22 protein-coding genes and 1 pseudogene are annotated in these 21,289 nt (G+C 35.7%); 15 read left to right on the top strand and 8 right to left on the bottom strand.

The window, feature by feature from the left end:
* Positions 1 to 47 precede the first annotated feature (47 nt).
* A complete protein-coding gene (locus H0173_RS08795) occupies positions 48 to 932 on the bottom strand; it encodes a LysR family transcriptional regulator (protein ID WP_221845981.1) in 885 nt (294 codons plus the stop codon).
* Between the two features lie 173 nt (positions 933 to 1,105).
* Between H0173_RS08795 and H0173_RS08790 the strand changes: the two genes are divergently transcribed.
* The 6 genes from H0173_RS08790 (at position 1,106) to H0173_RS08765 (ending at position 5,066) form a co-directional block, all read left to right on the top strand.
* A complete protein-coding gene (locus tag H0173_RS08790; protein WP_221845980.1) occupies positions 1,106 to 2,323 on the top strand; it encodes an MFS transporter in 1,218 nt (405 codons plus the stop codon).
* Positions 2,324 to 2,698: 375 nt separating this feature from the next.
* Entirely contained in the window at positions 2,699 to 3,238 is a 540-nt protein-coding gene (locus tag H0173_RS08785) for a hypothetical protein (RefSeq protein ID WP_221845979.1), read from the top strand.
* Positions 3,239 to 3,419: 181 nt separating this feature from the next.
* Entirely contained in the window at positions 3,420 to 3,875 is a 456-nt protein-coding gene (locus H0173_RS08780; RefSeq protein WP_221845978.1) for a GNAT family N-acetyltransferase, read from the top strand.
* Positions 3,876 to 4,000: 125 nt separating this feature from the next.
* The gene (locus tag H0173_RS08775; RefSeq protein WP_221845977.1) at positions 4,001 to 4,513 is read left to right on the top strand and encodes a DNA topology modulation protein; all 513 of its coding nucleotides are present in this window, start codon (positions 4,001 to 4,003) and stop codon (positions 4,511 to 4,513) included.
* 15 nt (positions 4,514 to 4,528) lie between these two features.
* Positions 4,529 to 4,711 (top strand): hypothetical protein, encoded by a 183-nt coding sequence (locus H0173_RS08770; RefSeq protein WP_221845976.1) that lies wholly within the window; start codon positions 4,529 to 4,531, stop codon positions 4,709 to 4,711.
* A gap of 130 nt (positions 4,712 to 4,841) precedes the next feature.
* Positions 4,842 to 5,066, top strand: a complete 225-nt coding sequence (locus tag H0173_RS08765; RefSeq protein ID WP_221845975.1) for an ATP-dependent Lon protease — start codon at positions 4,842 to 4,844, stop codon at positions 5,064 to 5,066.
* Positions 5,067 to 5,102: 36 nt separating this feature from the next.
* Here H0173_RS08765 and H0173_RS08760 read toward each other — a convergent pair whose 3' ends face one another.
* Entirely contained in the window at positions 5,103 to 5,549 is a 447-nt protein-coding gene (locus H0173_RS08760; RefSeq protein WP_221845974.1) for a GNAT family N-acetyltransferase, read from the bottom strand.
* A 126-nt stretch (positions 5,550 to 5,675) separates the two neighbouring features.
* Between H0173_RS08760 and H0173_RS08755 the strand changes: the two genes are divergently transcribed.
* Positions 5,676 to 6,230, top strand: coding sequence for a DJ-1/PfpI family protein (locus H0173_RS08755; protein WP_221845973.1), 555 nt, complete (start codon positions 5,676 to 5,678; stop codon positions 6,228 to 6,230).
* Between the two features lie 94 nt (positions 6,231 to 6,324).
* Here the strand turns inward: H0173_RS08755 and H0173_RS08750 are convergent, their stop codons facing one another.
* Complete coding sequence (locus tag H0173_RS08750) at positions 6,325 to 7,686, bottom strand: DUF4179 domain-containing protein (RefSeq protein ID WP_221845972.1); 1,362 nt, start codon at positions 7,684 to 7,686, stop codon at positions 6,325 to 6,327.
* Positions 7,679 to 8,209 (bottom strand): sigma-70 family RNA polymerase sigma factor, encoded by a 531-nt coding sequence (locus tag H0173_RS08745; RefSeq protein ID WP_221845971.1) that lies wholly within the window; start codon positions 8,207 to 8,209, stop codon positions 7,679 to 7,681. Before H0173_RS08745 ends, H0173_RS08750 begins: the two co-directional genes overlap by 8 nt.
* A gap of 287 nt (positions 8,210 to 8,496) precedes the next feature.
* Here H0173_RS08745 and H0173_RS08740 point away from each other — a divergent pair, with 287 nt between their 5' ends.
* The 3 genes from H0173_RS08740 (at position 8,497) to H0173_RS08730 (ending at position 10,389) form a co-directional block, all read left to right on the top strand.
* Positions 8,497 to 9,129 (top strand): class I SAM-dependent methyltransferase, encoded by a 633-nt coding sequence (locus H0173_RS08740; protein ID WP_221845970.1) that lies wholly within the window; start codon positions 8,497 to 8,499, stop codon positions 9,127 to 9,129.
* A gap of 77 nt (positions 9,130 to 9,206) precedes the next feature.
* On the top strand, positions 9,207 to 9,764 hold the full coding sequence (locus H0173_RS08735; RefSeq protein WP_221845969.1) for a hypothetical protein: 558 nt from the start codon (positions 9,207 to 9,209) through the stop codon (positions 9,762 to 9,764).
* Between the two features lie 52 nt (positions 9,765 to 9,816).
* The gene (locus H0173_RS08730; protein WP_221845968.1) at positions 9,817 to 10,389 is read left to right on the top strand and encodes a nucleotidyltransferase family protein; all 573 of its coding nucleotides are present in this window, start codon (positions 9,817 to 9,819) and stop codon (positions 10,387 to 10,389) included.
* Positions 10,390 to 10,491: 102 nt separating this feature from the next.
* Here H0173_RS08730 and H0173_RS08725 read toward each other — a convergent pair whose 3' ends face one another.
* Positions 10,492 to 10,989 carry a CBO0543 family protein gene (locus H0173_RS08725; protein WP_221845967.1) on the bottom strand — a complete coding sequence of 166 codons (498 nt, stop codon included), beginning with the start codon at positions 10,987 to 10,989 and terminating at the stop codon, positions 10,492 to 10,494.
* Positions 10,990 to 11,484: 495 nt separating this feature from the next.
* Between H0173_RS08725 and H0173_RS22885 the strand changes: the two are divergent.
* The 3 genes and pseudogenes from H0173_RS22885 to H0173_RS08715 all read left to right on the top strand — a co-directional run.
* Positions 11,485 to 11,589 (top strand): annotated as a pseudogene (locus H0173_RS22885) (DUF2935 domain-containing protein); the annotation flags it as partial.
* A gap of 55 nt (positions 11,590 to 11,644) precedes the next feature.
* The gene (locus H0173_RS08720) at positions 11,645 to 12,151 is read left to right on the top strand and encodes a hypothetical protein (protein ID WP_221845966.1); all 507 of its coding nucleotides are present in this window, start codon (positions 11,645 to 11,647) and stop codon (positions 12,149 to 12,151) included.
* A 12-nt stretch (positions 12,152 to 12,163) separates the two neighbouring features.
* Positions 12,164 to 12,667 carry a hypothetical protein gene (locus H0173_RS08715; protein ID WP_260631102.1) on the top strand — a complete coding sequence of 168 codons (504 nt, stop codon included), beginning with the start codon at positions 12,164 to 12,166 and terminating at the stop codon, positions 12,665 to 12,667.
* Positions 12,668 to 12,809: 142 nt separating this feature from the next.
* On the opposite strand, the gene H0173_RS08710 is transcribed toward H0173_RS08715, so the two are convergent.
* Together H0173_RS08710 and H0173_RS08705 are read right to left on the bottom strand one after the other, a co-directional pair.
* Positions 12,810 to 14,453 (bottom strand): hypothetical protein, encoded by a 1,644-nt coding sequence (locus H0173_RS08710; protein ID WP_221845965.1) that lies wholly within the window; start codon positions 14,451 to 14,453, stop codon positions 12,810 to 12,812.
* Positions 14,454 to 14,455: 2 nt separating this feature from the next.
* Entirely contained in the window at positions 14,456 to 15,235 is a 780-nt protein-coding gene (locus tag H0173_RS08705) for an ABC transporter ATP-binding protein (protein ID WP_221846203.1), read from the bottom strand.
* A gap of 306 nt (positions 15,236 to 15,541) precedes the next feature.
* Between H0173_RS08705 and H0173_RS08700 the strand changes: the two genes are divergently transcribed.
* Entirely contained in the window at positions 15,542 to 17,017 is a 1,476-nt protein-coding gene (locus H0173_RS08700; protein WP_221845964.1) for an amidase family protein, read from the top strand.
* Between the two features lie 38 nt (positions 17,018 to 17,055).
* Here the strand turns inward: H0173_RS08700 and H0173_RS08695 are convergent, their stop codons facing one another.
* The gene (locus H0173_RS08695) at positions 17,056 to 17,883 is read right to left on the bottom strand and encodes a TetR/AcrR family transcriptional regulator (protein ID WP_221845963.1); all 828 of its coding nucleotides are present in this window, start codon (positions 17,881 to 17,883) and stop codon (positions 17,056 to 17,058) included.
* 100 nt (positions 17,884 to 17,983) lie between these two features.
* Here H0173_RS08695 and H0173_RS08690 point away from each other — a divergent pair, with 100 nt between their 5' ends.
* The gene (locus tag H0173_RS08690; RefSeq protein ID WP_221845962.1) at positions 17,984 to 21,067 is read left to right on the top strand and encodes an efflux RND transporter permease subunit; all 3,084 of its coding nucleotides are present in this window, start codon (positions 17,984 to 17,986) and stop codon (positions 21,065 to 21,067) included.
* The last annotated feature ends 222 nt before the right edge of the window (positions 21,068 to 21,289 follow it).

Genomic DNA, 21,289 nt, shown 5'->3' with positions numbered 1-21,289 from the left:
CGTGTAAAAAGATTATAGAGTAACTCATTATAAAAAAACGGCCATTCCTATTCCAATTCATGGGAATGGTCCAAAATAAACTGTTTAAATTTTTCAGTTGCAGGTGATAAATATCTTCCTTCTACCCAGGCAATTCCGATTGCCCTTTGGCATTGTGGGCTTTTGACAGGTATTTGTGCAATTTTGCTTTGATCTGTTCCTTTCAAATTTGGCAGAATGGATATTCCGAGTCCAGCGGCAACAAGCCCTGCAACCGTGTCTGCCTCTTCTCCTTCAAATGTAATTCTTGGTGAAATCCCTACTTTTTTAAACAATTGATCAATGGTGATCCGCAGGGAGAATCCTTCCTTTAAATGAATAAAAGATTCGTCTGCAATTTCTTCCAAAGTAATATGTTGACGATTGGCGTATTTGTGATTTTTCGGTACAATCACAAAAAGTTCTTCGTTCCAAAGCTCTTTCCAGACTATTGGAGATTTAATCCCAATTGGGGAGATTAGACAAAGATCCAGCACTCCAGATTGCAGCCCATGAATAAGACTATGAGAAGGGCCTTGTCCAAGTTTAAAATTTATTTTAGGATAGTCTGCACGAAAAGAGGCGAGCAAATCAGGTATCTGACTTGTGCTTAACGTGTGAAGAAATCCAAGTGACACTTCTCCATTATCTGGATGGAGCAAATCCTTCAATTCTTGTTTGCCTTCTTCAAATTCTTTCATGATGTTATCCACACGCTTTAAAAACATCTCACCATATTTATTTAATCTAATGGAACGTCCTTGACGTTCAAATAAAGGTACTCCTATTTCATCTTCAAATCGGGCAATTGAACGGCTAAGGGCTGATTGGGATATGGATAGAGCTTTTGCAGCATGTGTTACGTGCTGCATCCTTGCTAGTGTTTGAAAATATTCAAACTGCTGCCATTCCATTCTAATACACCACTTTCAATATAATTCGCTAATTACATAAATGCATTAAAAACATCAATATAATGCATTATACATCATGAACAGTTGGTGGTACTATGAAATTAAGATATATTGGTGGATATTATTTAAAGCTTTGAGCTCGATAAATTGCTAACTTCATATGGGTGATGATGATGAATTATATTCAACAAGGTACACCTCAATTTCGCAAAATCAGCTTTGCTTTTTTTGCGGCTGGCTTCAATACATTTGCTATTCTTTATTGTGTTCAGCCCTTGATGCCGGAATTCACTAAGGAGTTTACTATTACTCCTGCATCAGCTAGTCTGCCACTCTCCATAACAACAATGGTTCTGGCCGTTAGTATGTTAATAATTGGTTCCTTGTCTGAAGTATGGGGACGCAAACGGATCATGGTTACTTCCATGCTTGCTTCTTCAGTATTTTGTATTCTGACAGCCTTTAGTCCAAATTTTCATTTTCTCCTAGTGTTTCGAATGATTGTAGGCATTTCATTGGCGGGACTTCCATCAATCGCAATGGCTTATTTAGGTGAAGAAATAGAAACAAAGAGTTTAGGAACAGCTATGGGGCTATATATATGTGGGAATTCAATTGGTGCTGTCTTTGGGAGAGTTTTCTCAGGGATGCTGAGCGATTATTTTAGTTGGCATATTGCAATAGGAGGAATTGGTTTTATAAGCTTAATAGCAACCATTATTTTTTGGAATAGCTTACCGCCTTCACAAAATTTCAAAGCCCGTCCATTAGAAATCGGAAAGCTAGGTCAATCATTAATCAACCATCTAAAAGATCCTGGCCTTGTTTGTTTATTTGTCATCGGATTTTTACTGTTAGGCAGTAATGTAGCGCTGTTTAATTATATTGCTTATGTTTTACTTGGAAAGCCTTATTCTCTAAGCCAAACATTTGTAGGCTGGATATTTCTCATCATGATCATTGGGATGTTTAGCTCCGTCTGGACAGGAAAATTGGTCGATCGTCATGGGAAACAAAAAATCTTATTCATTAACTTATTGATTGCCTTAACTGGCGTCTTTTTGACTTTAGAATCTAGTTTATTTATGAAAATAGCAGGACTCGGATTGTTTACGTATGGGTTCTTTGCCAGTCATTCGATTGCCAGCAGCTGGGTTGGACAGAGAGCATTACAAAATAAGGCACAAGCTTCGTCTTTATATTTATTTCTTTACTACACAGGTTCAAGTGTTGGCGGAACGGTCGGAGGAATTTTTTGGTCCTCATTTGGCTGGAGCGGAGTGATCTTTATGATTGCAGGCTTTTTAATACTTGCCTTTGTCCTTTCGGTAGTTCTTTCAAAAATTGCACTACAATCGAAGAAAGTTTCGGAAGTGGTTAAATATAATTGACTGATAACATCACTGGGCTGTTCAAAAAGCTGATTTTTGGATAGCCCTTTTTCTTTTGACGAAAGCTGTGAAAGTAGGATTCGATTTTCTTGGGGGAGTGTTAGAATAATAGGTAAATACCACAATAAGGTAAATGTGTAAGAAAAGGAGAAAACAAGTGCATAAAAAGAAGTATTTTATTCTTTTGATCCCAACTCTAATCATGGGGATTATTTTATTCATCTATTTGCCAGAAAATCAGATGCAGTATGTATTAATAGCTCCTATCTTCCTTTGGACCGTATATTACTACTGGATTTATGTTGAAAAAAAGCAAAAAAGTAAGGGAAGTTAGCATAAACATACTTTATAACGAAGCAGGTGGAGGGAAAATGTGTGGGCCATATGAAAAAAACGGGGTGGCTAATCATAATTTCTATCTTATTTTTAGCTGCTTGTTCAAGGGATGCAGGCTTTGAACTAATTTCTGCAAAAGCGGATATTGTAAGGGACAGTAGGAAGACAGGGACAATTGTGATTTCTAATGAATCAACAGAAACTGAACTAATCCCCACTTCCTTATATTATGAATTTGAACTAAAAAACAAAGGGAAAACAATTCTATCATCTGATAAGTTTCAAATAAGAATAGAGCCCTCTAGTGAATTAAATGGAGAAATTCATCGGATTGTAGGCCAAAATGTTATTTCGCCGAACGGTTTAGGCGGCGGCTGGGAAATACCGTCCATGCCTTTTAAAGCAAAACAAAATGGAACTGTGAACATATTTTTCCATTTAGGAGCCTATAAGGACGGCTCTAAGATCCCAACTTTTCCATCTGACGAACAACTTATTCCGATAAAAGAAAAAGCTTTGAAAGCGGACTTAGTTTTGCTTGTGGAAAATAAGGAAGTGGCTCGTTTTGATTTAAAATAAAAGAGGAATATATAGGAAAATGTCGTATTATAAAAAGGCAGCTATTTATTAAAACAAAATTTGTTAAGGAGGCGGTCATTATGACAAACAGAACGAGCACGATCAATATTACCAACAAGGGGATAACGTCGATTTAACAAACTGCTTGGCGTTTTTCCCCAATATGAAAAGGGGAAAATAAATGAAAAACACGAATGTAAGACTAGTTGATGTGGATTCAGAAAATTGGTATGAATGCTGTAAGTTAGAAGTAACAGATAATCAAAAAGATTTCATAGAGCCTAACGCCATTTCCATTCTTCAGTCAAAGTTCGAACCTTCATTAAAGCCTTATGCTATTTATCTTGAGGATAAGGTTGCGGGTTTCTTGATGTATAATTCTGTAGAGGAAGAACTTGATGGTTATTGGATTTATCGAATCATGATTGATAAAGACTACCAAGGTAAGGGCATTGGTAAAGCCGCTACAGAGCTAATGCTTTCAGAAATGGCCAATGCGCTGAAAGCCAAGAAAATAATTGTAGGTTATCATCCAGACAATGAAGGTGCCCATCAATTATATTCTAGTTTGGGTTTTGTTGATGAGGGTAATAGGTTCGGAAAAGAGATGGCAGTTATTAAATATATCGAGGATTAAATTATAGTGGAGGTCTAAATTCTGTCCTCTTTTATTCTACTAAGATTTGCGGTTCTTCAGTGAAGGATCGCTTTTCTTTATTAAAATTCATTTTGAATATTGAGAGTTTTAGAGAGGATGAGGAAATGAGGAAAATTGTAATTATTGGTTCAGGAGGAGCAGGTAAATCTACATTTGCAAGAAAGTTAGGGCATATATTAAATAGAAATGTTTATCATCTAGATGTTTTATTTTGGAAACCTAATTGGGAAGGTGTACCGAGAGATGAACAAATAAAGATTCAAAATGAAATAATACAGGAAGAAGAATGGATTATGGATGGCAACTATAGTGGAACAATGGAGATCAGACTCCAGACAGCTGATACGATCATTTTTTTAGATATATCCAGAACAATATGTCTTTTCCGTGTGATCAAAAGAATGATTAAGTATCGAAACAAAACAAGGCCTGATATGGGAGAAGGCTGCAAAGAAAAAATTGACATTCCATTTCTCAAATGGGTTTGGAATTACCCGAAAGCAAAGAGACCTGAAATTCTAAAAAAACTTCATGGACTGTCGAGCTGTAAAAAGGTAATAATCTTAAGGTCACCAAAGGAAGTGCAGCAATTTTTAGATAAGGTGGAGAGGAAATAAGCGGGAGGGTGTCTGATGTCGGAGGAAGAAAGAGAAAGATTGAAAGCAAAAGAACAAAGGAAAAACCCAGGAAGCATCCTAAATAATGTGTGGGCTCAAGCATATACGGGTTCTCCTAGCGGTGGTTGTTTAGTAAATATAATATCTGTCCTACTCATTATAGGTTTTTTTCTGCTGATAAGAGCTTGTTCAAACTAAGATAAGGCTATACAAAAAGAAGAATCGAGCTTAATGAATTCATTAGGGGTTTGCCAATAAAGGATGCTATAGAGTTCTTTTTTATATAAAGGATAAAAAATCAGATGATAAGAAAGGTGGATTACTCGCAATGAAGCTACTGCTCTCCATTATTTTAGCCGGGCTTCTCGGTCTACTTTCCTTCTTAGGGCCAATAGGTATTTATATAATATGTGCCATTATTACAGGTGTAATTTTCAGGTCATTTTATTTAATACATGAGATTCATAAACAGGTTGTTCAGGGCAGGACTATAGATAGAGCAAATGAAGTTTATGAGAATTATTTAAAAGGAAAAACAAAGGAAGGTCAATAGTTAGTCCCAGGTAAAACCAAAATTTTATTCATTTATTTATATGGATGGTAAGTGTTTATACATAATAATATGCGGCCCAATAGGAGGATAGTCAAATACCTCACCGTATACCTTAAACCCTAGTTTGCTGTAATAGTCTTGCACACTAGTTCTCCCTTTGCACCATAAAAACTCATATCCATGCTCTTTCATTAGGCTTTCTGCATAGTCAACAATTGCCCGTCCAGCTCCCAACTTCCTGTACCCTTCAAGAGTGGCCATGCCGCGTAAGTGATATTGCTTGTCGACCGGAAAATCAGGATTTTTTTCTGTACAGAAGGATGCAATGCTAATAAGATTTTCATCATAGAATGCTCCAACATGAAATGCGCCTGTTTCATAATCAGTTTCATACATACAATCCTCAAGTGACTGATGAGGACGTAAAACCCTATGTCTAAGATTATAAGTATGTTCAGGCTCGATTTTTCTAACATCAATCATGTTTTTCCCCCTTTTTTAGTATTAAATTTATTATTCTTTTTAACAAACTTAAATTCCTTCTAGAATCAACAATATGTAAGCAAGAAATATAGAGATAGATTACTGATTAAAAGGAGAGAGAAGCTTGTGAAAAAAACCGCTGTACTACTATACCCGCAATTTAGCGAATACGAATTAAGTGTAGCCTTATCTATACTAATGCAAGGCAATAAACCGACTGTCACTGTCGGGCTAACGAAACAGCCAATCCATGGAGAGTCTGGATTGACTTGTATAGCTGATGTCACTATTAGTGAATTAGATTTGAATGAAATAGACAGTATTTTGCTGCCAGGCTGTATGGATTTTAAAGAAATTATACATGAACAAAAGTTCATCCATTTTCTTCAACAAGCTGTCTCAGAAGAAACGGTTGTTGCAAGCATATCTAGCTCTCCAGCACTCTTGGCACGGGCAGGTCTATTAAAAGGGAAAAAATTTACGGCTGGACTGACAGACCAGCAAATGGACATGTTAGGGGGATTCGAAAAAGAAAACTATTCTGATGACTTAGTCGTACAAGATGGAAACCTCATAACTGCAAGAGGGAGAGGATTTATCCAATTTGGCATTTGCCTGGGGAATGCCTTGAATCTTAAATACAATGAAAATTGGTATTATGAAAATATAATTTACAATTAAACCTAGCTTAAGGATTTAGTCTCTTAAAGGTAGATGTTCTTTCTAGAAAAAGCCCCAAGGAAATCTTGGGGCAGATAGGGGGAAATATCATGATTTAATCTAAACTTATCTTAATTTGCTTCACTTCTGTATTTGTTTTATCAACTTGAGTCATTAATGTAATTGGACCTGTTGTTTTAGCAAATTCTCGTTTAAAAGATAGCCCATCAAGACTAGTTCGTTCAGCATCCATATTAGAGGTGATACTTTCACCATTTTGATCTTCAAGTATAATAAAAGTATTCTGCAAGCGGAGGCTTCCTTTAATATCATAATAAAGCACTGTTTTATCTTCTAACTGTTCATAGTTGGTAATCGTTAATTCACTGCCATTAGGGTAAGTGATTGTATACGGGAATTTCGTTTCATTTAAAGGTAACTTCACTTCTTTACTATTGGACGGATCATACATTTCTCCGTGATTGTTAAAGACTTCGATTATTAATCCTTTAGGTGCTGAATCACGGCCAGGAAGTAAGATGGTATTTTTAAAGTTCACAAGACCATTTCCTTTGTCAATAATGGAACTTCCAGAACCGCCAGCAACGCCGAGTGATGTTCCATTTTCATCATAGATAGCAAAACGGTAATGATCGTTATCTTCTCTTGGCATTGTACTGTCAATAATGATTTGTGATCCGGCTGGAGTAAACTCTGCTTTTTCAACAACAAACGTCGCTTTATCCCAAGTAGTAGAAACCATAGGTGTGAATACTGTGGTTGCAGCCTTCGTTTCCTTATTGCTTACTGGAATATTGAAATTCCAAGTACCTTTAATTCCACTTATTTCATTAACATTTAATTGGAGAACAGGCTTCTCTGGCAGCTCAGATTCCAATCCAACGCCCATGTCTAAAATACCTCTCGCTACGCCGTCGTTAACATTTTGTTCAAAGCCGGCCATGTAAGTAAACGGTTTCTCGTTAATAGATGCTTGAAAGGAGAAACCATTGCCTTGATTTTTCTCAAACAACTTTAAATCAGCTTTATCCGTTTCAATTATATAGCTAATGGCTAATCGTCCACCCCCAAAGAATGCTTCGGTAATGGTAAGTGAAACTCCGTTATCAATAACCGTTTCATTTAACTTCGATGCAAGCCCTTTTTCTTCTAATTTTTTCAAAGAAGAATCGGATGAACCAGCAAAAATAGAGCCAACAATGGGAACTTCACTTAATACTTTGGCCATTGTAGGCGAGACAAAGCCTGATCCAATGATCCCAAATGTGAATACCGCAGCCGAGACAGCAATTGTTTTTGCAAATGGCTTCCTTTTTTTCTTTCTTGCTCTCTCTAATGGACTATGTAAGTCTGGAAGATTATTTAATGCATCATCAATTCCTTTAGAGAAGAATTCTGGAACCTTTTCCTCTTCTTTTCCCCAAACTTGAAGCTGATCCTCTAATTTTTTATTCATGAAGCATTCTCCCTTCAGAATTATTTGTGCTTAATAAACTAAATAATTTCGTTCTTGCTCGATTTAGCCGAGACTTTACTGTTCCACCGGCAATATCCAAAATAGCTCCGATATCCTTGATTGACAAATCTTCATAATAATAAAGCGTTATAACAGTTCTAAGATCGGAATCCAAGCTATTAACCGCTGTTTGTAAATCGATAATGGCATCACGCTGCTCGTTTATAGATGGCTCCGACATTCCATCGAGTTTGACAATCTTTGTCTGGTTTCTTCGAATTTTATTGCATTCATTGATCAAAATTCTAGTAATCCATGTTTTGAAAAATTTCGGCTCACGTAATTGGTGAATCGTTGTATAAGCAATCAGCACCGCTTCTTGTACCGCATCTAAGCATTCTGAATCAGATAAAAGAATCGCTTTAGAAACTTTATAGAGTGAATGCTCCATGTTTTTTATCAGTTTTGTAAATGCTTCCTTGTTCCCTTGTTGAGCACTTATCACTAATGCTTCTGAGTTCAAGTTCAATCCCTCCTTTTTGTTTTGTCATCTATTAGAGGAGAATTCCATTCATTTGGTTCACGGAAATATTAAATTTTTCTCTCAATCATCAACTTACCTATTATGACATGAAATATCGAAATTCATGGATAATTTAATATATTATGTTAAAATTTAACTAAATCAAATGAGGAGTGATTGATATGACTATGTATAATCTATCTAAACCATTCGAAGGGAATCGAAACGAGTAATCATTTGCGATGAATGAGTGCTCGTTAATGAATTTTAATACTGGAGGAGCATTCATGTTAAATAATTTAGGGTTTAATCTTTGGGCAGATCATTATGATAAAACGGTTCAAATAAGTGAGGAAAATAATTTGTATCCTTTTGCAGGATATATGGAAATTCTAAATACAATCTTTAATGAAGTGATGCAAATTAAGAACTCGAACGTATTAGATATTGGCTTTGGAACCGGAGTTTTGACAAGTAAATTATATGAAAATGGGCACAACATAGATGGTATAGATTTTTCATCAAAAATGATCTCCATTGCCAAAATGAAAATGCCGAGCGCAAATTTATTAGAATGGGATATTACAAATGGAGTGCCGCCTGAATTTCAGCAATACCAATATGACTCGATTGTGAGTACATATGCTTTACACCATTTAACTGACAAAGATAAGGTCCTATTTATAAGAAATTTGTTATCTCTTATAAAGGAAGATGGAAAAATTTTTATTGGCGATATCTCTTTTGAAACAAGAGAACAGCTTGAAGAATGCAGACAAGAGAGTAAAGATTACTGGGATCACGATGAGTATTATTTTGTCAGCAATGAAATAAAAGCTGCATTAAAAGATGATTGTCATTGTGAATATTATCCGATTTCTCACTGTGGAGGAGTCTTCGTTCTTTCAAAGAAATCATAGATGATAGGGAGCAGCAGATACAGACTTTGCTGCTCATTTTTAATTAAAGCTTGCTGATGATCGAAAAGGAGATATTTATGCAGAATTTAACAGTCAATTGTATCAACGAGTTAGTATTTATGGAAAGGAAAAATCTTTTTGATGTTCCGGATGTTATTCTCTATCATCCAGGACACTTTCCTGAATTAAATAAGCAATTATTTGATTTCTATAGTAAGTCAGGTGCAAAAAAGATTATGATCCCGGAAAACTTTAATAGTTTCCTAAATTGCGGAGAATTTGATTTCTACGAACCTCTCCTAATAAAGGCGGGGATTGAAAAGGAAAAGTTGTCCCCTATTAAAGATAATCAAGAAAAAGCAGGTGTCGAAGGAGTCATTCAGTCTGCATTTGAGTATCTTAATAATACAGACTATAAAGATATTCTATTAGCAGGAAAATCATTCTTTTGCAGGCGATTTTATTTGCTGGCTACGATTTATGCAAATTCTGATAAGGTTTTGGATGTATTGCCCCTTCAAGATGAGAGAAATATTACTCCTGACGAATGGATGAACAGTGAAAAAGGCAAATATCGAGTTCAAAACGAAATAGAGCAATATGGAAAAATATTAAAGGTGATTTGTGATATTTAAAGAAGTGAACGAGTACGTATATATTGCAAAATGAATAGAAATGGTGAATAGAATGACCATCAAAAATGAAAAAGATATTACACGAGTGATATGTGAAGATAAATGGATGATGGAATTATTACATATTGTTAAAACCTTAAATCTACCTGATTGGTGGATTTGCGCAGGATTTGTACGTTCAAAAATATGGGATGTGCTGCACGGCTTTGAAACACGGACCCCGCTATCCGATATTGATGTGATCTATTATGATCCCGATGATACTGATGAACGAGTGGAAAAAAGGATTGAAGGTAGGCTGCGAGAATTACTCCCTAATGTCCCATGGTCTGTAAAGAATCAGGCAAGAATGCACGCTATCAATCATTTGCCTCCTTTTACTTCCTCTGTAGACGGAATAGCTAAATTTCCTGAAACCGTTACAGCGTTAGGGGTCAAATTGAATGAACAGAATAATATTGTATTAACAGCTCCTTGGGGAATTGATGACGTAATCCTTTTAGATGTGAAACCGACACCGATATATTTAGAGACTAAGGATCTGTTCAAAGTCTACGAAAATCGAATGAAAAAAAAGGCTTGGGAAGAGGTCTGGAGTATGGTACGTGTTCATTATCCTAATTAAATTGTCTTGAGATATTGTTCCATCTTTTAAAAAATTAATATTTAATGACAAAGCAGATTAATAAAGCGGTTTGCATATACAAACCGCAAAAAAGGATTAAATTCAGTTTTCTTTGGCTTCATATTGTTCTATAGTCGTCTTATCAGCTAATCTTACCAAATAGAGTGTTGCTCTTACCAACCAAAAAGTACATGTTAAAGTAATAAAAGAAAAAATCCAATTCCAGCTTTTTTCATATCTAATCAATCTTGTATTCCTTTCAGCCCATATTTCAACAAGGGTAATTGGGATGCTAAAAATAAATGCAATTAAGGCAGTTTTGATCAAATTGGTACGATAAGTGATTTGATTATAAAGAACACACACAATAGGGAACAATAAGAGATCAAATAAAATATTGATTTTAAATACTTTAGGAAAAAATCTTACCGGATAACTGATATGTTTTTGAGCTACGACAAATGAATCGATGAATCCTGAGTAAAATGCTTTAATACAAAAAATAAAAATCCAATCCTTTATCGGCTGTTTTCTGAATAAAAAGGGCAAAAATCCGCATCCTATATATAAAAGCAGTTTTAATATTTGTCTATCACGCAATTTACACACCTACCTTAAATGGCTATATATAGGTTGTGTGTTTTTTTATAATCCATACATTCGTTAAAAATAAATACTGCCATTGAGGCAGTTTTTTCTTTTTATTGTTGGCAATGAAAAAAGGAAATAACTTCTTTATTATGGAAGAAACATGCTTAAAGAGCTTTTATATAAAGGTTAAAGGAAATCCTGATCCTTATTCTCTTAGTAATATGATTGAAAAAACTTTAAATCAAATGGGGTAAACTGGAGATTGGTTCGTTTATATTTTTAAAATCAAGCGCTTAAATATGTATCTAAAAGAGGGCACCTGTTCATAAAACAGGTGCCTTCTTTTAGATAGTTTTTGCAATAACTTCGAACCTGCCTCCAACTTAAGGGTTATAAAGAAATTACTCCTGTCCAAGACATATTGGATTTGTTCAGTAATATCTTTAGTAATATAGCCATAGTAAAGGAGGTTTGTCTTAATTGTAAGTAAGTGGTTTTAATTTTCCTTTTCACGCGGACCATTTTTTACGTGAGGCTGATCATTTTCTGTATATGATTCACGTATTAGAAGATAGATTAAATAAAAAAATGAAGGAGCAGCATGAATAATAAAATAACATGTCCTTACGTTATGGTAAAAAAAACTGAATAGGAGAATTATGATATGTCAGATACCAATGATAACCTGTATCAACAAGAAAGAAATTCATATCTTAACGCAATTTACGATGTCATTGAAAGGGGAATGGCTGCCAAAGAAGTAGTATGCTCGATAACAACCGGTTTTCGATCCATACCTTCCTTGAGAACAAAGCCTGGCCTCAATCCTTACCATGCATCTGTTGCTGATATTGGATATGGGTTTGATTCAGTCCAAGGCACTATTAGTCGGATACAAATAGGTGAGATGCTTCCGTTCGTTTATGAAATGCTTGTGTTTGAGCTGGATACATTGAGGATTAGTGAAAAACAGTTAAACCCAAACTTTGAACTTGCAGTAAAGGGTGCAGGTCCTGACGTTTATTATTTGGTTGAGCTTAGTCGAAATTTAAACAAGCAAATAAGTGAAATGATAAAAGAAGCAAATAGATTAATAAAGGAATTATTAGGGGATAAGTGGCAAGAAATACATTCCAGCATCGAGAATATTCAAGCAATCCCGCGATTGTGAGGAGAATCGATTTTGCAAAATAATTCAATGATAATGAATCTGGAAGAAAGACAGCGCTTGATGGATTGGTGGAACACGATGGAAAAGGCAAAACCAATGGTAAGAAGACTAATGTCATTAATTAGTGAGCTCCGATTACATCCAGGATCTAGTCACGCGGATGGGATGATTCTTTTTTACAGAGCTGCATCAGAAATATCATATGGATATGCAGGTGTAAGAGGATGTATAAGAAGAGCTTTTACAAACGAATATCGCGAGCCCCTTCGAATGAATATGGTTAAGTGTCATAGTTTCGCAGAAAGATTTTCGATTGATACTAAGGTATTGCTTGAACGGGTTGCCAAACAAATTACTGATCATTCCGCGCAGCAGCTTATAGAAAGAATTAGAGAAGCCCTGGCTGCAAATGATGCAATGTTAAAAGAAATTAAAAGAAAAGCCGATGCTTTTTTTGGTAGAGAAACGTTTCATATAATGCAAAAGAAGTTGGATCAAACCCAAACATTAACTTAATAATAAGTGGTGAAATTTATGTGAAGTTATAAATAGGGAGTATCCAATAAAATTAATATTTTAAGTAGTGAGAGCCAGAGAATAGATAATCTTTTGGCTCTCTTTTTGTATTATGCTGTTTACATCTATAGTGAGGATGAAACTATTCAATAATTTTTTCCCAAGTAATATTGAAAGCTAGTTTCCATAGAGTAGCTAAACAAATGGCGGTAATCACCATATATAGATAGATTCCGTAAGAGAACAACGTGCTGACAAAATGTAGACCAGCAAACAATGCAACAAACAGAATTAAACCGAATACAAGGGCACCATTACTGTTTTGATTGTATTGATTAAAAGACTCGGAGAATGGAATAGCCTTTTTAAGAATCATAAAACAGATGACAGCATAAGTGCAGGCATTTAAAAATACAACTACAAGATCTGGTAGAATTCTCACTCCAAATAAGGCAATAAATACTGCGCTTAAAATCAAGTAAACTGGTAAATATAGCTTAAAGATAAACGCCTTTATCGTACCACTAAATATCGGTTTTAGTTGTTGTATCGGAGCAACCCTGTAAATCCACGCACCCTTATATTTTCCTGAAAACTTCAAGAGAATCATAATAGTAGGGATGATGATTAAGCTAAAGTAAATGGCTAAATATGATTTGCTTGTGGAAAGATTTTTTAGAGTTTTATCAAATTCATTCATCATTAAAATAAAAGGCATCACGATGGAAAAACCTAAAGACGGATAGACCTTCAATTTAAAATCTCGTTCATTTCGCATCATGGAACTGGCAAATCGGAAAAAGGCTCTTTCCTCATTTGAATGACAAATAACTTTTAGGAACAAATGACGAAGCTTATTATGTTTTGTTTCCTTTGCTTTCCCATGATAAGTGAGTTTTTGAAGATTTTGTTCAAAAGCATGATTAAATTTCATATAAATCCAAATTGATAGAAGCGGAATCAGAATACCTAAAGCTGTAAAAATAAGATAGAAGGGCTGAAAGTCACCTTTCATCATCATTTCCATATTTGCCCCATACCACATCGGAAAGATAAATATTTGCCACCACTCCGGTTCAAGGGAAACGGTTAAGTCAATAAACTGGAAAGAGCGTACAAGCAATTGGTATCCAACCATAATCATAAGTGATAACCCAATTTGGACATAATTAATAATGTCTTTTAATTTTTCTCCATCAAAGAATCGAAGAATAGTTAAATAGATAAGAGCGGTTAACGCAACCACCAACATGTCAATTAAGATGATATTTACGACTGAAACTAGGAAAAAAAAGATACCATTTTTAACAAGCCCTACAATCAAAGGAATACTAACAAGCGCTATAGTAAGGAATGAGAGATAAATGACAACATGCACCATTTTCGCAGTGCTAATTGTTTTTCGATCAACTGGCTTTGGGTACAGGATATTCCGATCACGGATGTCTAGTAAAACAGTAGAAAAATCGGCAATCATAGAGGTCATGACAAAAAAAGTGAAAACCCCAAAGAAGAGACTCATTTGAAAAAGATAATTATCACCCATTAGTACAAACGGAATCATAAACAAACCAAATAACACGTATATCCATAAAGACTTTATATACTGATTGTTCGTTTCTTTATCTTGTTTTTTCGCATTTTGTGAGAAAATGGTTGGCACACGCCGGCCATCCATCGTTAACTTAACTTGCAGTATTCTTCTCATTATCTTGTAATCTACGCCAAAGCTGCTAAAAACCTTCTCAAAACGATCCAATAGTTTCAGCGTGCGATAATCCTGCATTCTTACATCTCCCTTACAACCGATACAAATCTTGCACCAAGTTCTTTATGTTCATTAAATCCTGTAAGCTGGTTGAAAATTTGTTCAAGTGACCCCTTCGTATTTTGCTGTTTTAGCTCTTCGAATGTACCATCTGCAGCAATTTTACCGTCATGCAGGAGAATGATGCGGCTGCTTATCTTTTCGACAACATCCATAATATGAGATGAGTAGAAAATCGTTTTTCCCTGTTCGGAAAGCTGTGTCATGATTTCTTTAAAAATCATCACGCTGTTCGCATCCAAACCATTGATCGGTTCATCAAAAAATAAAAGATCTGGATTATGTAAAAGACTAGAGATAATTAAAAGCTTTTGCCGCATTCCTTTTGAGTAAGATGCAATTCTAGAGTAATAGACTTCTCCTACTCCGAATAGCTCCATTAGATTTTTTGCCTTATAATCAGCGAGGTCAAGATCAAGGCCATACATTTCGCCAATAAAAGTCAAATATTCTTGGCCCGTTAAATTGTCGTATACCTCGGCGATTTCCGGTACATAACCAATTTTTCTTTTATACTCAATATTGCCATTGGAGATGCCCTGACCGAAGATTTTGATTTCACCGAAATAATCATCAACAATGCCAAGAATGATTTTAACAGTCGTACTTTTCCCTGCTCCATTAGGTCCAATATACCCAATAATTTCTCCTTTTTTCACTTGAAGAGAAACACCATTTAAAACCGACTTTGATCCATAATTCTTCTTCAAATCAGTAATTTCTAAAATAACTTCTTCCATCATTTTTATTCTTAATCCCCATTTCTGGATTTAATATCCATTTTGTTTATTTTAGTTTAACATTAACTTCAGTAGAAAAATACTTAAAACTAAGTCTAAAATCGATTCAGTCGAAGAGTAAATTCACAACAAATTATTGCTTTTCATTCTAGGAGTCAAGGAGAAAGATGACAAATTAAAAAATTCAGTAGATTGTGAATATACAACAAAGGAATTATACTATATAATGTTTTTTGTAATAAATATCCATTTCTAAACGTGCAGAGGCACTTTTTTTATGAAACTATTATTTGATCGGAGAATGTAATGGAAATTAAATTTAATCACTTATTAAAAAAAGAATTAACGATATTTGAAATACAAGAGGCTATGGATCGTGGAGAAGTAACAGCAAAAGAACTCGTCATGTACTATCTATACAGAATAGCAAAGCTTGATCAGGATGGCCCTTATATTAATTCTATTATGGAAATAAACCCTGATGCCATCTTCATTGCAGAAGCATTAGATGAAGAAAGAAAAACAAAAGGAGCCAGAGGACCTTTGCACGGCATCCCCGTTTTGCTTAAGGACAATATTGAAACTAAAGATTTTATGCACACAACCGCAGGAACTATTGCACTTGAAAATCACCTTAGCAGCAAGGATGCATTCTTGGTGGAAAAGCTTCGACAAGCAGGGGCTGTAATCTTAGGTAAAACCAATATGACAGAATTATCTAATGCGATGTCTTCAGAAATGTGGGCAGGATACAGTGCCAGAGGCGGCCAGGTTCTAAATCCATATGGTCCAGGAGAATTTTTTGTAGGAGGCTCCAGCTCAGGATCAGCAGCTGCGGTAGCAGCAAACTTTACAATGGTTTCAGTGGGAACAGAGACAGATGCATCGATTCTTAGTCCAGCCACTCAGAATTCAATCGTTGGAATTAAACCAACAGTTGGGTTAATTAGCAGAGCCGGGATAATCCCATTTACCTATTCTCAAGATACCGCAGGACCATTGGCTAGAACAGTTTCAGACGCAGCCTTATTATTAGGTGCCATGACTGGAATGGACAAGAATGATGCAGCAACTTATAAAAGTGAAGGGAAATCCCTGCAGAACTATACACAGTATCTAGATCCAAATGGTCTGAAAGGTGCTCGTATAGGTGTATTTAATGCTGATTATGAAGACTATTATAGTTCTGGAGAATACGATGAAGTTCTATTTAATAGTGTAATAGAAACGATTCGTCAGCTTGGTGCAGAAGTGATCACGGATATAGAAATACCTTCCTTTCAAAGGGAGTGGAGCTGGGCTGTACATTTATATGAATTGAAACATAGCTTAGACAACTATTTTGCAAAAGTTCCAGGTGCTTTACCAGTACATACAATTTCAGAGTTAATTGAATTTAACAGGAACAATGAAGAAAAAACTTTGAAATATGGGCAGGACAAACTTGAAGGCAGAGAGAAATTGCCTAATACTTTAAAAAGTGCGGACTATATACTTGCAAAATTAGAAGATTTATATTTTTCACAGGAACAAGGAATTGACTTCACATTAAAAAAGTACAATCTTGATGCGATTTTATTCCCTTCCTATATTGGTTCTACCATTAGTGCGAAGGCAGGATATCCATCAATCGCTGTTCCCGCTGGATATATGGAAAATGGGAGACCTTTTGGCATCACTTTTGCGGGGACTGCCTTTAGCGAAGGAAGTCTAATAAAAATTGCCTACTCCTTTGAGCAGGCAACTAAATATCGAAAGCCTCCAGCTTTAAAAAATGTATAATTAACCTTGTATAGAGTGACTAGAAATAGTCACTCTTTTTACAACTTATAGAAATTCATTAATAGGTAAGAAATCCATTTACACTCTGAATGCGTTCGGATATTTTCAATTAATCCTTTCACGATGGCAGAATTAAAATTAGGTTCATCGAGGTTTTGTTTTAATAGAATTAATGATTCCTTTTCTATTGAGTCCTCCATTTCCTCTATTTTTTCCTCAAGGAGCTTACCGATATGCTCCTTTGTTACTTCTCCTTTGTCAGGCTGCTTAAATAGGTCAATTAGTTCCTTAGTTATGAATGGAATGGAAGATTTCTCGGCTAATAGATTAGTCTTTTCCACGAGAGATTTAGACAAAAGATCTAGATCAAATGGCAACTCCATATATAAAAATAGATGTGAATATGTATTCATAAATCCTTTAATACAATAAATGAGATCGAATTTTGTATGATTTATTTTTTCTCCGTATAGACGTTCAATCATAAATAAAATGGTTTCGTCCATTAATCTGTCATAGTAACGAACTTTGAGAAAGAGTTCCTTATTTATGGATTGTGTTTGTTCTTTAATAAGCAGTTTGGCAAAATCTGAATGCTTTTGAAAGGAATGAAAGGTTGCGTAGAAAAATTTATATAAAAGGTCTTCATTCGAGTTTCTGACTATCTGGTCAATGTCGGAGGTGAATTGAATCATAAAATGGTCAATTAAGGCTAAAATCAATTCATCCTTTGATTTAAAAGATAAGTAAAAAGCACCTTTTGAAATTCCGCAATATTCAGTTATTTGCTGAACAGTGGTTGCACCAAAACCTTGAATAGCGAATAATTCTAATGCTTTTTCCATAATTAATTGTTTTTTCATCATATTTTTGTTTTCGCTCCTAGTGTCTTTGATTGACAACTGACTGATTGGTCATTATTATAGTAAAATGAGACTAATAAGTCAATAAGGGGCAGGTGTCGATGTGAAAGGGTTAGTCAATTTTGTACTTAGGAATAAATTAGCAGTTTGGTTACTTACCATTATCATAACATTTTCTGGAATATATTCTGGGATGAGAATGAAAATGGAAACAATTCCAGATATATCTATCCCATTCCTGATGGTGATGGACGTATATCCAGGAGCAACTCCTGAGCAAGTAATGAACGATGTCTCCATGCCATTGGAAAAAGTGGCTGAAAGTTTGGAACACGTTAAATCAGTTAATTCAAATTCCTATTCCAGTGTGGCAAATCTTCAAGTGGAATACGAATATGGGATTGATATGGACGAGGCAAAACGAGCACTAGAATCGGCGATTGATTCAGTTAAATTACCAGAAGGGGCTCAAAAGCCTACAATAACAGCTATTAGTATGAACATGATGCCGGTTGTGGCGCTAAGTGTCAGCAGCTCTAAAGAGGATATAGTTGATTTAACATCAACTGTAGAGGATATTTTACTGCCAAAGATCGAGAAAATCGAAGGTGTTGCTTCTGCAACCATTACAGGTCAGCATATTGAAGAAGTCGACCTAACTTATAACAAGGCAAAAATGGCAGAGCTTGGCCTGACAGAAGATTCTGTTAAGCAAATGATCCAAGCGAGTAATATGGGAGTTTCTTTAGGACTTTATCAATTTGAGAAAGGCGAGCAGGCTGTTGCTGTAGATGGAAAGTTCACAACGATTAATGAATTAAAGAACATGCTCATTCCAGTAACGCCATCAGCTACACAACCCGCTCCATTTGTAAAGCTTAGTGATATTGCAACTATCCAACTAGTGGGAAAAGTACAATCTGTTTCACGAACTAATGGAGAAGATGCTATTACGATTCAAATTGTGAAAAGCCAACAAGCAAACACTGTTGATGTCGTAAACAAAGTAAAGAATTTAATTAAAGAAGAACAGAAAAGAATCGATGGTCTTGTTATTGATGTCACACTTGACCAAGGTAAGCCAATCGAAGACTCTGTTTCAACGATGGTTGAAAAAGCAGTTTTCGGCGGTTTAATTGCTGTGTTAATCATTCTTCTTTTCCTAAGAGATTTCAAATCAACGATTATTTCAATCGTATCAATTCCAGTTTCGATATTAATGGCTTTATTAATTTTAAATTGGATGGATATTACGTTAAATATTATGACGCTTGGAGCGATAACGGTTGCCATTGGGCGTGTAATTGATGACTCCATCGTCGTAGTTGAAAATATATACCGGCGTCTGCATTTAAAAGGGGAAAAGTTAACAGGTCGTGCGCTCATTCGTGAATCAACGATTGAAATGTTTAGACCAATACTGTCATCAACAATTGTCACAGTTGCAGTGTTTGCACCTCTAATCTTTGTTAATGGTATGGTGGGCGAATTATTTATGCCTTTCGCATTAACGATGACATTTGCTCTCGGAGCTTCGTTAATCGTAGCGATCACCATTGTTCCAGCGCTATCTCATTTCTTATTTAAGAAGAAGCTATATAGTGAAAAGACGGAAAGCAGTCATAAAGAAGCTGGTGAATTAGCAAAATGGTATAAATGGTTCCTTGAAAAGACGCTTAATCATAAGGTGATCACTTCCATTCTAGCTATTGTTCTTTTAGCAGGAAGTTTAGCATTAACACCATTAATCGGCTTTAGCTTTATGGGCAGTGAAGAAGACAAAGTCATGTATTTAACTTACACGCCAAAAGCTGGAGAACTGCCAGAGGAAACGTTGAAAAATATAAAAGTTGTCGAAGAAAAGATGCTTAAGCGTGATGATATTGATATTGTACAAATATCTGTAACTGACAGCGGCGATCAAATGGCAGCGATGATGGGCGGGGGGGGAAAAGGCGGATTAATGTATTTAATATTTGATCCGGACATGAAAGACTTTCCGAAAGTGCGCGAAGAAATTGAGAAATACGTAAAGAACATCGACCAATCAGGCAAATGGAGAAGTCAAAATTTCGCATCTTCATCCATGTCAACTAACGAAGTCAAGTATACCTTCTATAGCGAAGATTTAAATAAGCTGGATCAATCCGTTAAAGCAGCTGAAGATGAGTTCAAGAAAAATAAACATTTAAAAGAGGTAACCTCTAGCGTAGAGGATGCGTATGTGGAGTACACATTCAAAGTAGCTCAAGACGAATTACTAAAGTATGGTTTAACAACAGGACAAATCGTCATGATGTTAAGCCCAGAAAAAACAAAAAATGTATTAACTACGATTAAAAAGGATGGAAATGATTTAAATGTCATTGTTCAGCAGGAAAAATCTGAACAGCCAAAATCAATTGATGATATTTTAGACAAACAAATTCCAACTCCAATGGGTATAACAATGCCGCTTTCTAAGCTGGTCAAAGTGGAAAAGGGAACAACATTAAATACACTAAAACGCAGTAAAGGCGAATATTTCGCAAGCGTGTCAGGTACTATCATTGGGGATGACATTTCAAAGGCAACTGCTGAGGCAGACAAAGCCATTAAAAAATTGAATTTACCAAAAGGAGTATCTGTTGAAGTCGGAGGAGTAGCCGCAGATATGCAAGAAACCTTTACACAACTAGGCTTAGCGATGCTTGCAGCTGTTGCGATCGTTTACTTTGTATTAGTTGTTACATTTGGTGAAGGACTTGCGCCATTTGCGATACTATTCTCACTGCCATTTACAGTAATCGGTTCATTTGTTGGCCTATTAATTGCCGGTGAAACGATTTCTGTATCTGTTATGATGGGGCTATTAATGTTAATTGGTATCGTCGTCACGAATGCGATTGTCCTTATTGACAGAATCGTACGTATGGAACGCAGCGGCATGACAATGCGTGAAGCGATTCTTGAAGGTGGAGCAACACGTCTCCGTCCAATCCTAATGACAGCCATTGCCACAATCGGTGCCCTAGTACCATTAGCATTCGGTGCAGGAGGCAGTGGACTAATTTCCAAAGGCCTCGCTGTTACCGTAATTGGCGGATTAATCAGTTCAACACTGCTGACATTAATCATTGTTCCAATTGTTTATGAGATTCTATCGAAGATGTTGAAAAAGAATCGTAAAGAAATAGAAGAGAATTAATGTTGATGAACCCTGCAAGTTGATGTGTTAGCTTGCAGGGTTATTTGTTATTGATTATTGCTCGTTAATGATGTTGAAAGTGGTTGATAAATCTGGAGAGTCGCTGATAAATCTGTGGAGTCGACTGATAAATCTGTGGAGTCGCTGATAAATCTGTGGAGTCGCTGATAAATCTGGAGAGTCGCTGATAAATCTGTGGAGTCGCTGATAAATCCCGAAAGT

The organism is Bacillus sp. S/N-304-OC-R1, assembly GCF_019749375.1.
Classification (GTDB): Bacteria; Bacillota; Bacilli; order Bacillales; family Cytobacillaceae; genus Cytobacillus.
Note: the sequence above shows the minus strand (reverse complement) of the source record. Positions and strands in the feature narration are given on the sequence as shown.

Bases quoted from the DNA above. Each gene is read 5' to 3' on its own strand.
- H0173_RS08795 (WP_221845981.1), bottom strand. From the start codon at position 932: ATGGAATGGCAGCAGTTTGAATATTTTCAAACACTAGCAAGGATGCAG.
- H0173_RS08790 (WP_221845980.1), top strand. From the start codon at position 1,106: ATGAATTATATTCAACAAGGTACACCTCAATTTCGCAAAATCAGCTTT.
- H0173_RS08780 (WP_221845978.1), top strand. From the start codon at position 3,420: ATGAAAAACACGAATGTAAGACTAGTTGATGTGGATTCAGAAAATTGG.
- H0173_RS08775 (WP_221845977.1), top strand. From the start codon at position 4,001: ATGAGGAAAATTGTAATTATTGGTTCAGGAGGAGCAGGTAAATCTACA.
- H0173_RS08770 (WP_221845976.1), top strand. From the start codon at position 4,529: ATGTCGGAGGAAGAAAGAGAAAGATTGAAAGCAAAAGAACAAAGGAAA.
- H0173_RS08765 (WP_221845975.1), top strand. From the start codon at position 4,842: ATGAAGCTACTGCTCTCCATTATTTTAGCCGGGCTTCTCGGTCTACTT.
- H0173_RS08760 (WP_221845974.1), bottom strand. From the start codon at position 5,549: ATGATTGATGTTAGAAAAATCGAGCCTGAACATACTTATAATCTTAGA.
- H0173_RS08750 (WP_221845972.1), bottom strand. From the start codon at position 7,686: ATGAATAAAAAATTAGAGGATCAGCTTCAAGTTTGGGGAAAAGAAGAG.
- H0173_RS08740 (WP_221845970.1), top strand. From the start codon at position 8,497: ATGTTAAATAATTTAGGGTTTAATCTTTGGGCAGATCATTATGATAAA.
- H0173_RS08735 (WP_221845969.1), top strand. From the start codon at position 9,207: ATGCAGAATTTAACAGTCAATTGTATCAACGAGTTAGTATTTATGGAA.
- H0173_RS08730 (WP_221845968.1), top strand. From the start codon at position 9,817: ATGACCATCAAAAATGAAAAAGATATTACACGAGTGATATGTGAAGAT.
- H0173_RS08720 (WP_221845966.1), top strand. From the start codon at position 11,645: ATGTCAGATACCAATGATAACCTGTATCAACAAGAAAGAAATTCATAT.
- H0173_RS08710 (WP_221845965.1), bottom strand. From the start codon at position 14,453: ATGCAGGATTATCGCACGCTGAAACTATTGGATCGTTTTGAGAAGGTT.
- H0173_RS08705 (WP_221846203.1), bottom strand. From the start codon at position 15,235: ATGGAAGAAGTTATTTTAGAAATTACTGATTTGAAGAAGAATTATGGA.
- H0173_RS08700 (WP_221845964.1), top strand. From the start codon at position 15,542: ATGGAAATTAAATTTAATCACTTATTAAAAAAAGAATTAACGATATTT.
- H0173_RS08695 (WP_221845963.1), bottom strand. From the start codon at position 17,883: ATGATGAAAAAACAATTAATTATGGAAAAAGCATTAGAATTATTCGCT.